This window comes from Micromonospora sp. NPDC049230, assembly GCF_040647875.1.
GTDB lineage: Bacteria > Actinomycetota > Actinomycetes > Mycobacteriales > Micromonosporaceae > Micromonospora.
Genome location: NZ_JBEZCZ010000022.1, coordinates 24,654 through 36,282 on the forward strand (window position 1 = coordinate 24,654; position 11,629 = coordinate 36,282).

9 protein-coding genes are annotated in these 11,629 nt (G+C 71.8%); all 9 read right to left on the reverse strand.

Features of this window, described 5'->3' with window-relative positions; genetic code table 11:
* Positions 1-56 precede the first annotated feature (56 nt).
* The 9 genes from AB0A95_RS19470 to AB0A95_RS19510 all read right to left on the reverse strand — a co-directional run bounded on the left by AB0A95_RS19470 (position 57) and on the right by AB0A95_RS19510 (position 11,611).
* On the reverse strand, positions 57-1,121 hold the full coding sequence (locus AB0A95_RS19470; RefSeq protein WP_357557137.1) for a discoidin domain-containing protein: 1,065 nt from the start codon (positions 1,119-1,121) through the stop codon (positions 57-59).
* A 361-nt stretch (positions 1,122-1,482) separates the two neighbouring features.
* Positions 1,483-3,594, reverse strand: coding sequence for a hypothetical protein (locus AB0A95_RS19475; RefSeq protein ID WP_357557138.1), 2,112 nt, complete (start codon positions 3,592-3,594; stop codon positions 1,483-1,485).
* Positions 3,595-3,828: 234 nt separating this feature from the next.
* Positions 3,829-6,270 (reverse strand): right-handed parallel beta-helix repeat-containing protein, encoded by a 2,442-nt coding sequence (locus tag AB0A95_RS19480; protein WP_357557139.1) that lies wholly within the window; start codon positions 6,268-6,270, stop codon positions 3,829-3,831.
* Between the two features lie 55 nt (positions 6,271-6,325).
* A complete protein-coding gene (locus tag AB0A95_RS19485; protein WP_357557140.1) occupies positions 6,326-6,631 on the reverse strand; it encodes a hypothetical protein in 306 nt (101 codons plus the stop codon).
* A complete protein-coding gene (locus AB0A95_RS19490; protein ID WP_357557141.1) occupies positions 6,624-7,076 on the reverse strand; it encodes a YbaB/EbfC family nucleoid-associated protein in 453 nt (150 codons plus the stop codon). Before AB0A95_RS19490 ends, AB0A95_RS19485 begins: the two co-directional genes overlap by 8 nt.
* Positions 7,069-7,989 (reverse strand): hypothetical protein, encoded by a 921-nt coding sequence (locus AB0A95_RS19495; protein WP_357557142.1) that lies wholly within the window; start codon positions 7,987-7,989, stop codon positions 7,069-7,071. The genes AB0A95_RS19490 and AB0A95_RS19495 overlap by 8 nt, the downstream gene beginning before the upstream one ends.
* Before the next feature lie 3 nt (positions 7,990-7,992).
* Entirely contained in the window at positions 7,993-10,869 is a 2,877-nt protein-coding gene (locus tag AB0A95_RS19500; RefSeq protein ID WP_357557143.1) for a hypothetical protein, read from the reverse strand.
* An 83-nt stretch (positions 10,870-10,952) separates the two neighbouring features.
* A complete protein-coding gene (locus tag AB0A95_RS19505; RefSeq protein WP_357557144.1) occupies positions 10,953-11,255 on the reverse strand; it encodes a WXG100 family type VII secretion target in 303 nt (100 codons plus the stop codon).
* A gap of 32 nt (positions 11,256-11,287) precedes the next feature.
* Positions 11,288-11,611, reverse strand: a complete 324-nt coding sequence (locus tag AB0A95_RS19510; protein WP_357557145.1) for a hypothetical protein — start codon at positions 11,609-11,611, stop codon at positions 11,288-11,290.
* Positions 11,612-11,629: the final 18 nt, after the last annotated feature.

Here is an 11,629-nt window from a genome sequence, read left to right on the forward strand (position 1 = left end):
TGCCACCACCGGCCGGCGCGCGGCACAGCTCTGCACCCACGAAGCCGGCAGTTGAGTCAGGAAACCCCGAACTCCCAGAGTGAGTAGCCGTACTGGTTGACACGCTTGGTGCCCGTGACACGGACGAACCGCCCGGGCACCTTGTCCCCCGGGATGAGCACCGGGCCCTGCGCTCCCGACGTCGTGGTGAAGATCCTCTTCCAGAAGGCGCCGTCAACTGAGACGTCGACGTGGTAGGCGGTGGCGTACGCGTGCTCCCAGTTCAGGGTCACCGTGGTGATCGCGTACACGTCGCCGAGGTCGACGGAGATCCACTGCGGGTCCGAGAAAGCGCTGCCCCAGCGGGTCGACGCGTCGCCGTCGACCGCGTACGCGGGGCTCCACCAGGCCTTCTCGAAGCTGGACGCGGAGGCCGGGCGGTTCAACGCGAGGTTCCTGCCCGAGGGATTCTCCAGGCCGGAGACGGGGCCGTTGGTCTTCGGCGCCGAGCCGCCGGGAGGTCTCGCGACGCTGCTGGCGGCGGCGCGGCTCGTCGCGGGCGGTGCCGGTACGGGTGGCGCCGGTACGGGTGACGCGGACCCGGACGGTGCCGACGCCGACGGGATGGGCGTCGCAGTCGGCGGGCCGCTCCCGGGTGGCAGCGGCGGCCCGTAACCCGGACCCGCGGTGATCACGAATCCGCCGTCCCCGGGCGGGTTCGTCGGGTCGACGGCACGATCGTCGGGCAGGCGGCTACCGAGCGTGACCGCGGCGACCGCCACCAGCCCGACCAGGAGGAGCGACACGGACCAGGGCCGGAGCAGAGTGGCGAAGGGGCGGTTTCCGGTGGTGGCACCCTGCTGCTCGGGCTCGGGCTCGGGCTCGGGCTCGGGCGTGGCGGGCGTGACGGGCATGGCGGGCGCCGGCGGAGTCGACTGCGCGCGCGGCGGGTCACCGGCAACGGGTGCCACGTCGTCCGCCGACCTGCCGACCGAGGTCGCGAGCGACGCCGCCGACCTGTCGACCGGGATCGAGCGCGGTGCCGGCGGCAGGGCGGTCGGGGTGTCCGGTGGGGCAGTCGGTGGGCCGGTGGCAGCCTCCGGCCGAGCCGGCGGCAGGCCGGTCGCAGCGGCGGAACCCACAGCCACCGCCGCCGGGGCCTGTGGCAGGGTCGACGCCGGTGTGACAGGCCCGGGCGGCCGGAGCAGCGTCGGTGCGGTATCCGATCCATCTTCGGCGGGCCGGCGTGCCGCCGTCCGGGTCCGGTCGGCGGTCGGGACCGGTGGCGCGGGCCGCAGCGCGGCGGCAGGGGCGGGATCGGCGGGCGGTGCCGCATAGGGTGGCAGTCCGCTCAAGGCCACCGCTCGTTGCACGGGGGGTCGACGTTCGCCCGGGGCCGCTGGCACGTCCCCGCCCGGGCCCCGGTCACCGGCCCCCGGCGACGGTTGACGCTCCGTCGGCGAGCCATCTCCGGCGGGGCCGGAGTGCGGCGTCGGCCCTCGCTCAGGACTCTTCATGCTCGTGACTCTCCTGCTCCGTGACGCTTCCGCGGCCGTCCTGGCCGGAATGACCCTCGCCACCGTCGGCACGCGGTGGCACCGTGCACCATCCGGAGGCCAGCGCGGCTGGCGGCGCGTCCTGCACCAGCCCGGCCCGTGCGCCGACCGGACAGCCGAGGTAGTTGGCGAGCAGTCGCAGCAGTGCCTCCGTGAGCTGACCGGCCTCCACCCAGACGACCTCCCGCCCACCGACCCATCCCGGCCGCCGGTCGGCGACGACAGTGGCGAAGTCCCAGGCGGTGACCGGCTGGCCCGCCAGTAGGAACGGCCGGCGCCAGTCCGGGCCGCGGGCCGCCACGACGGTACGGAGACCGGCGTCGTGGGTCCGTTGCCGGATGTCCGCACCCTCGGGAATCCGGGCCAACGCCAGCAGTGGCTCGTCGTCGTCCGGACCGTCCTGGACCCGCGGCGGCGTGGACCGGGCCGGTGCCAGCAACTCGGTCAGGTCCTCCTCCCGGAAGGGAAAGGAGGAGGCGAGGCGCAACGCCGGGCGGGGCGTACGGCCCACCTGGCGGGGCAGACTGGCCCACCAGCCGTCCGTCCGTCGACCGATCGTGACGACCTGCATCTGGTCGGCCACCTGCTGCTCGATGTCCGGGGCGACGGGCACGGAGGAGACCAGCAGGACCGGCCGCGGATCGAACTCCCGGTACGCGGCGATGATCTCGCCCAGTTGCCCGGGTTCGACCTCGCCCGCATCGGTGTGCACAGTGCCGGTGCGGGCGTCGGCGGTGAGCAGCACCGCGAAGAGCCGGCTGTCGCGACGCCACCAGCGCGGTGGTGTCGAGCGCTGTGCCGCGAGCACCACGTCGGGCCGGTCGACGGGGTCGGGCGTCAGCAGGTGGCTCAGCTCCTCCGGGACGAACCGCGTCCGGGCCCGCACGCCTGCCGGCAGGCGGTTCAGCAGCAGGTGCAGGATCGGCAGCACGTCGTCGGGCAGGGGCAGACCCGGCAGGCCGACGGCGATGGTGAACCACTGTGGATGCCACGGACGGCGGCGGACGTCACCGGTGTGCTGGCCGGCGAAGGGGGGCCGCACCCAGAGCCCGAACTGGGTGGGCTCGACCACCCAGCGCTCGTCGAGCCGGAACGTGCCGGGGCCGGCCGGTCGCAGGTCCGCGAGGAGGTCGACAGGCCCGATCGGCATCGCCGGGACGCCCGGGGCGCACCGCAGCCGTGCCACCGGGGGCGTCCACCAGGTGTCGCCGTCGGGGTCGATAGCGACCGACACCAGCCGGTGCTCGTCGTCCAGGATCGGCAGGCCGGCCGCGACCTCGACCGGACGGTCCCAGCGGTCGGCGATGGTGGCGGCCAGGCGCATGGCCTCGTCCGCGGCCCCGCCGTAGGGGGCGAGGACCATCGACGGATCCAACGCGTCGAGGATCGACAGCGTCGCCTCGACGCCGGGCGCGGCCGCCCCGGGACGACCGAGCACCACAGTCACCCGGTCGGCGTCCATCGGCACCGCGAACGCCAGGTCGTCCGGGCTCGGGGCGGGCAGGTCCGGAGCGTCCGCGTGCAGCCACAGACCGGCCGGTACGCAGTGGGCTCGGACGCCCGCGCCGACGTGCCGGACCAGGGTGTCGACCTCGGCCTCCCAGTGCGGCGGCGGATACCGGTGGCCACCGTCGGAGACGCTGCCGTCGGCCCGGAACCAGCGCCAACCGTCGACGGCGAACAGACCACCACCGGGCACGAGCAGGAGCTGACCGCTCGGCGCGTACACGTCGGCCTGGAGCTGTCGGGCCAGGGCCGCGGCCGGGGGCGGGCCGGTTGTCGGGGTCGTGCCGGTGCCGCTGACCGCGAGGCGGGCAGCCGCCCCGGGCGGGACCGCGATCGGCAGGACCTCGGTGATCAGGGCCCAGTCGTCAGGGTCGACGATCTGGCCGACCACTGTGACGACTCCGGGCTCCGACGGCAACAGGCGCGCCATCGCGACGATCGTGCCGCCCGGGTCGGGCCCGACGACCGCGAGATTGTCCGCGACCCACCGCAACGCGGTCGCGGAGCCACGCCGTGGACCGCTGCCCAGCGGCGCCGAGGCCGCGGACATCATGGACGGCATCCGGGACCAGTCCGATGCAACAGATGGGACCGCTCCCACGCGAGACCCACCAATCCTGTCTCATCTCGTTCCACCCGCACCCCACCCCGAGATCCACCACATGGTTGACTCGGGACAACGAAATTGTCAATCGGCGCGGCTGCCCGTGGCACGCCGGGTGCGACGCGTTCGGCGAAATGATAGGGCCTCAGTGTTTCCGGCGTGCTGCCTCGGGTGGACCGTTCCTCACACCCCCGCGACGCCCACCCCGATCACGGCGGTCGGCAGGTCCTCGGCGGTGAGCAGCGCCAACTCGGCGGTCGTCACCTCCGACGCGGCCGCCAACCGGGACGCCTGTAGGTCCGCCATCCGCTCGAAGACCTTACGCGCCTCCCGGCCGTTGCCGAAGGTGCCGTCCTTGGGGATCCGGTCGAAGTGGGTCAGCAGCGCCGACGCCGCGGCCGGGTCCAGCTGGTAGTCGTGCCGGACACACTGGTTCTCCACGATGGTCACCAGCTCGGCCGGCGTGTAGTTGGCGAACTCGATGGTCCGGCTGAAGCGTGACTCCAGACCGGGGTTCGCCTGGAGGAAGCGTTCCATGTCCGCGGAGTAGCCGGCCGCGACGACCACCACCTCGTCCCGGTGGTCCTCCATCAGCTTCACCAGGGTGTCGATGGCCTCCCGACCAAAGTCCGGCCCGGTGCCGCCACGGCTGTTGCTGAGGGTGTACGCCTCGTCGATGAAGAAGACGCCCCCGAGGGCCGAGTTGAAGGCCTCTGTGGTCTTGATGGCGGTGCCGCCGATGATCTGCGCGACGAGGTCGGCGCGGGCGACCTCGACAAGGTGCCCCTTGCGCAGCACCCCCAGCTCGGCGAGGATCCGCCCGTACAGTCGGGCGATGGTGGTCTTGCCGGTGCCGGGCGCGCCGGCGAAGACCAGGTGCCGCGCCATGGGCGGGGCGGACAGCCCGGCCTCCTGGCGGCGCTTGGACATCTTGTTGAGGTTGACGAGCGAGGTCACCTCCTGTTTCACCCCGTGCAGTCCGACGAGGGACTGCAACTCACGCAGTGGGTCGGAGCCGCGGGCCACGATGTGCCGTTCCCCGTCGGGCGACGCCTCGGCGGCGGCGGGGGCGCTCCCGGCGGTGGCGACGGCGGCCGTGCCGTACGCGTCGGGGAGCTTGTTGCGGGAGCTGACGAGTTCCTCGACCATCAGGTGGCCGCCCGGCACTGTCTGCCGTACCCCGGAGCCCTGGTTGTCCCGCACCACGCAGCCGATCAGCCGCACCGAACCGCCGGTCCGCACCGCGATGCCGTCGCCACCGCTCGCGGTGAACTCCGAGTCGGTCACCGTCCCCCGCGACTCGTCGTCGAAGACGCATCCGTCGCCCCCGGCGGCGTGGACCCGGCACCCGGTCAGCGAGATGTCCCCACCGGCGCCCACCGACACACCGTCGGCACCGGCGTCGGCGATGTCGCAGTCATTGAGCGAGGCTGTCGCGTCGGCGACGAGCACTCCCGCGGCGGCGCTGCCCCGCACGCTCACACCACTCAGCGAGGGCTGGGCACGGCCGCTGACCGAGATGCCGACGCCGCCGCAGCGTTCGATCGTGAGATTCTCGAACCGGCCACGGGCACCACCGGTGATCTCGACGGCCGCTCCGTCACAGCCGTGCACCTGCATCCGTTGGAAGAACGGGTCCGCGCCGCCGTCGAGAAGCACCCCGGCCTCGGTGCAGTCGCTGACCACCAGGTCGGTGAGTTCGGGTGTGCCACGGTCGCCGACGCTCACGCCGACTCCGTCGATCTTCGTGGCGACGCACGCCTCCAGCCGACCGCCCGCGCGACCGGTGAAACGGAATCCCGCGCGCCGGGCCCCGCTCACCCGACAACGGCGCAGGACCGGTGCGCACCGCTCGTCGGTGAAGACCCCGTCGGCCGCGCAGCCGTCCACGGTGCAGTCCTCCAGCAGGCACGCCCCGGCGGTGGCCAGGTAGATGCCGACGCCGTTGGTGTCGCGGATACTCAAGCGACGCACGGTCGCGGCGGATTGCTGCTCGGCGGCGAGCGCGGGTTTGCTCGTACCGGTGATCTCGGTGTCCTCGATGGAGATCCGGCCCTGGCCGTTGAGGCAGATGCCGTTGCCGCCGGCGTCCCGCACGCTACAGGCACGGACCCGCAGCTCGCCGCGCTCGGCGACGACGACGCCCGAGGTGCCGAGCCGTTCGATGCGGCAGTCGTCGAGCACGCTACCGGTGGAGGAGGTCACCACGACCCCGGCACCGACCTCGTTGCTCACCAGGCTGTCGCGCATGGTGAGCGAGCCGCTGTCCCGGACGAAGACGGCCGCCCACGACGACGCGACCAGCTCACACTCGGTGACGCTCAGTTGACCCATCACCAGGGCCAGCGCCGGGCTGTCGGCGTCGGTCGCGATGATCGACAGCCCGGACAGCGCGGCCGACTCCGCCGCGAGAACGACCGGCACCCCGGACGGCGCGGTCAGTTTCACGGTGCCCGGCCCGTCTTCGGCGGTGATGGTGACGATCTTCGTCAGCACCAGGTTCTCGGTGTAGCTGCCGGGCTGCACGCTGATCACCGACCCGTCCGACGCAGCGGCCAGCGCTTCCGTGAGTGTCCGGTAACCGGAGACCGCCGACTGGGTGACGGTGATTCGCCGCTGGTTCACGCTCGTCCTACCTCCACAGACACCGAGACTCCCCGATGCGGCTGATTACGCGGACCTACGAGAGGTTGGCGCTGTTGTCGATGTCCTGGTCCACGAGCGCGTCGATCGCGCCGTGCCCCTCACTGGCCAACTCCCTGATCCCGTCACGCACCGTCGCGACGTAACCAAGCGTCTGTTCGGCGTTGGGTTCCCGCTGCTGCGCCCACTTGCGACCGTGTTCGTCGGTGCCCCACGGTTCGTTGAGGCTCGCCCGGATGTTCCTGACCCGCGTCAGGGCATCGTGGATGTCGTCGGCGACGCTGTCGACCACCTTGAAGAGGTGGTGGGCTCCCTCCGGGTCGATCCTCGTCTCGTCAGCCATCGGCCCGGCCCGCCTCGCCCTTCGCGGCCCTGACGATCGACGGCAGGTCGATCGCGGAGGTCATCAACGATCCGACGACCACGTCGAGGTCCACCTTCCCGCCGGCCAGGTCGCCGAAGGAGACGCCGGGCACCACGTCCCGGCCGGCCATCTCGTCGATCTTCCCGAACGCCTCGGCACGGCCCCGGCGCAGCGTCTCGACCAGCAGGCTGCTCAGCTCGTTGGGTGCCATGCCGCGGTACTTGGTGTTGTTGAACGTCAGCTTCACCAGCTCGCCCCGGCCGTCGAACACGGCGCTGAGCATCTTGTTGGGCGACTCGACGGTGGTGCTCGCCGCACGCATCTTGGCCTGGAACTCATCCAGTTTGCGCCGCTCCTCGGCGAGCATGGCGAAGACCGCGTTCAGTCCTGGGCCGCCTGGCCCGTGGTCAGTCTGGTCAGCCATTCCGGTCACCCTTCCTCGCGTCCCCGAGCTCCTTGCGGAGCCCCTCCCGAATGTGCTCGTCGATCCGTTCGCCGCGCCCGAGCACGTTCCACCCGGCATCCGCGTCCTTCCACACCGTCGGGTCGCCCTGGGCGAGGGTGCTGCCGCGACGCTGCCCACCGGCCTCGCCACCCATGCCACCCATGCCACCTCCCATGCCACCCATGCCACCTCCCATGCCGCCCATCGGCATGAGCGGCATCATCGGGAGGCCGCCGCCGCCCGCCCCGCCGCCGCCTCCGGACGGCGCGGCGGCAGCGTCGCCGGGTTGACCCGCCCTGATCGTCGGGGCCGCCGGGCGGAAGAGGTCGGCGGCAGCCGAGTCCGCCGCGAGCACGACCCCCGACGGGTCGTCCCGCGCCGCGGAGAGGGCCTGGCGGATCCCCGGCTCGTCGACGGTCTCGGCCGTCGGCGGGTCTTGGCCGCCGAGACCGAGACCCACATCGCGGTACGTCTCGGAGAGGCCCTGGAGTACGATCCGCGCCCGGCGGTCCCACTCGTCCTCGGAAGGACCGCTGTCCGCGGCTCGCTGGACCTGGAGGTCCCGCACCCGCGCCTGCCCGACACCGAGGGCGGTCGCCGTGACCCGCAGCTGCTGTCCGCACTCGGCGTCGTCCAGACTGTGCACCAACTGCCGGGTACGGCGTGACGGTTCGCCCAGTCGGACAACTGTGGCCTGGGTGCTCCGCCACGCGTCGTCCAGCTCACCCAGCGCACTGTCGAACGACTCGGCGATCGCCCGCAGGCCGCTGCGGGCCTCGTCGAAGAGTCGGGCGGACGTCTCGATGTCCGCCGGGGACGCCGCGTCGAGAGCGTGGGCGATGTCCCGCAGTGTCTGTGGCTGCCCGCTCGGGCCCCGTCTCGCGATGCCCACGGGTCAGTTCCTCCCCACGGCCTTGCTGGAGACCGCCTCGCCGTCGTCGCCCCACATGCCGTCCTCGCCGACGAGCCAGGTGTTGCGTTCGCGGTCCCGGTCGCCCTGGTTGCCCATGCCGCCGCCCATCGGCGGGGACATCGGCATTCCGGACCCGGCGGCCTGACCGGCCTGAGCGCCTGCCGACAACGCGGACGACGGAGAGTTGCCGGGATCGGCCGAGGCCACCGGCGCCAACTCAAGTGGGGCGGGCAGGTTCTCACCGCCCGGGTCGCCACCGCCGCCGGAACCACCGCCATCGCCACCGCCACCACCGCCGAAACCGCCACCGGGGCCGCCACCCGAGCCGCCACCGGGACCACCACCTGCGCCCCCGCCGGCACCGCCGCCCGAGCCGCCGCCCGCTCCGGCGGTGGACTTGCCGTTGAGGTAGTCCGAGATGGACGAGTGGCCGGCGGGCCCGTCGATCAGGTCGTCGATGGCCTCGTCGGCGGCCTCCCTGGCGTCGGTGAGCGCCTCCACCCGCGTCTCACGCTCGGCCGGGGTGTCGCCCTCACCCCGGCCGGCCCGCTCATCCTCGATCATGTCGTCGAGTGCGTCGGTGACGGACTCCTTGGCCTCGACGAGGGCACTGTCGCGGGCCTTCTCGCCGGCCCCGTCGCCGCCCTTGCCGTCGCCGCCCTTGTCGCCCTGACCGTCGCCCCTGTCAGACTGACCGTCGCCCCTGTCGGGTTGGCCGTCACCCTTGCCCGTCAGGTCCTCGATCGCGTCGTCGGCTGCTTTCCGGGCGTCCGCGAGGGCGTCCTCGCGGGCCTCCTTGACCTCGGTGTCCGCGCCACCGCCCGTCGTGCTCTCGCCGTCGAGATCGTCGATGGCGCCGTCCACGGCCTTCTGCGCCTCGTCGAACGCCCGCTCGCGCGCCTCCTTCGGGGTGGTGTCGCCCGCGTCCTCGTCCTTCAGCTCGTCGATCGCCTCGTCCGCCGCCTCCCGGGCGTCCTCCAGCGCGTCCTTGCGGGCGGCGTCGACCTCCGGATCACCTGTCGGCTTGTCGATCAGATCCTCGATCGCCTCGTCGGCCGCCTCCTGCGCCTGCTCCAGCGCGTTGTCACGGGCCTGCTCGGCGACCGGGTCGGCGGTCGATCCGCCCTCAAGATCCTTGATCGCCTCGTCCGCCGCCTTCCGGGCATCCTCCAGCGCGTCCTTGCGCGCCTCCTCGGCCACCGGATCAGCCGACGACGTCGGTGGTGTCCCGTCCTTCGAGTCGCCGCCGCCCGCGAGGCCGTCGATCGCCTCGTCGGCCGCCTCCCGGGCATCCGCGAGGGCATCCCTGCGCGCCTGCTCGGCGGCCTCACCCGGGCCACCCCCCGCCTTGCCGGATTCGGAGCCGGGACTCTTACTCCCGGGCTCACCGGACGTCACCGGGACGCCGCCGCCAGCCCCGCCCAACAGGCCATCGATCGCGTCGTCGGCCGCCTTCTTCGCGTCCTTCAGCGCGTCCTTGCGCGCACCCGCGCCAGGCGCCGCACCCGAGCCGGGACCGCCGCTCGTGGGGGGTGCGCCACCACCCGCCGAGCCGAGCCCCTGGATCGCGTCGGACGCCGCCTTCTTGGCGTCCTCAAGCGCGCGGTCGCGTGCTGGGTCACCGTTCTTGAGATCATCGATGGCATCGGTCGCCGCGCCCTTCGCGTCACTGAGCGCCTTGTCCCGCGCGGCGTCACCACCGGAGGTCCCACCACCGATCGGCGCAGCGCCGCCGGAACCAGAGGGGGCTTTCCCGCCGGAGCCGGAGGGCGCTCCCCCGCCGGAGCCGGAGGGCGCTCCCCCGCCGGAGGTCAGTGGAGCCATCTCCCCCGGGGTCGTGATGCCGTTGGTCGGCGGCGCCCCACTGCCGGACCCGTTGGACAGGCCCTCGATCGCGTCGGACGCGGCCTTCTTCGCCTCGTCGAGCGCGGCGTCATGCGTGGGGTCACCGTTCTTCAGATCGTCGATGGCGTCGGACACCGCGCCCTCGGCCTCGTCGAGGGCCTTCGAACGGCCATCGCCACCGCTGTTGTTCCCGCTGTTCCCGCCACTACCACTGCCGCTGTTCCCGCCGCCACCGCTACCGCTACCGCCGCTACCGCTACCGCCGCCACTCCCGCTGCCGCCGCTCTCGTTCTTCTCGTCCTCCTTCTTGTCGTCTTTCTTGTCGTCCTTCTTGTCGTTACCGCTGCTGGTGTCGATCGGCTTCAGCACAGCGATGTCGAACGGGGGCAGCCGGCCGCCGATCTCCTCATACGTCGTGGACAACTCCATCAGCCGTGCGCGCAGGTTGGACATGATCCAGCGCTCGCCGGCCTGGTATGCCTGGCCCAGCCCACGCTCCAGGTCCGACTGCTTGGAGCTCTGGTCGTCGACACCTGTGTAGATCCTGTCGATCTCGGAGGTGACCCAGTCCCGCAACCGGTCGGTCAGACGGTGGCCAGTCTCGATGATGTCCCAGAAATCCCGGCGGAAGCTCACTATGGCATCGCCGACGTCGCCGATCTTGGTGCCGTAGGCGTTGCTGTCGAGGACGTTGTAGACGCCCTTTCTGCTCTTTCCGACCACCTCCGCGACATGGGTGTCGAAGGCGGCGGCGGCATCTCCGGCGAACGCTGGTTTCGTCCCACCGGTCAGCTCTTTGGCCAGCTTGTCGAAGTCCTCCAGGACGAGGTCGAGTTCGACCTCCGCCTTGTTGAACGCCTCCTCCGCCTCGGCCCAGCCGCCCTCGGCGTTGAGGCCCGGCTCGGTGATGTCCGCGACGAACGGGCCGATCTCCGTCCACACCTCATAGTTGCGGAACGTCTCTCCCGTGGGTGGGCTCTTCTCGTCGAAGGACCCGACTTCACCCGTTGGCACGATTCCCCCACCGCTCGGACTCGTCACGATCTGCCGGAATGCGCCGAGGAGCCCGCGAGCCCCCCGGCGTCACCTCGAAACGCTCAGCGGTTGCCGAACCGGTTGCCGGAGCGGATGTCCTGCTCCTTCATGTCGTCGGCACGGATCCCCAGTTCCTTGGCCAACTCCGCCACGATGGTGTTCATGTCGGCGAAGTTGTCCTCGATCTGCTTCGAGAGCTGGTTGTAGTTCGCGGCCGCCGGCCCCGTCCAGGTGTCGAGCGCGTGGCCGGTCTCCTGGGACAGCTTCTCGATGTAACCCTCGACGTCGCGGTTGACCCGCTGCATCTGCGAGATGCCTTCGAAGATCTGGTCGTACTGGTAGCCGATGAGGCCGTTGTCGGGCATTGCCGGGTCCCTTTCCGATCAGTTGTGCTGGCTCAGATGTCCTTGAGAATGCCCACACCGATGGCGCCGACCTGGCCGGCGTTCGCCAGGTCCTGCTCGTCGAAGTCCTGCACCGTGCCGTCCACGTTGCCGGCCATCTCGTTGAGGTCCGCGACGATGCGGGTCACCTCCGCCATCCAGTCGTCGCGCGCCTCCAGCAACGCCTTGATCATGGCGCCGTCGCAGTAGTCGTCCATCAGGTCGACCGCGGCACTGAACCTGCTCTTGGCGCTGTCAACGTCGCCGGCCGTCTGGCGGTGCTCCCCCGCGACACGGTTGGCGGTGCGCGGATCGAGGGTGGTATTACCGTTGGCCATGGCTTCCTCTCCCTGCTG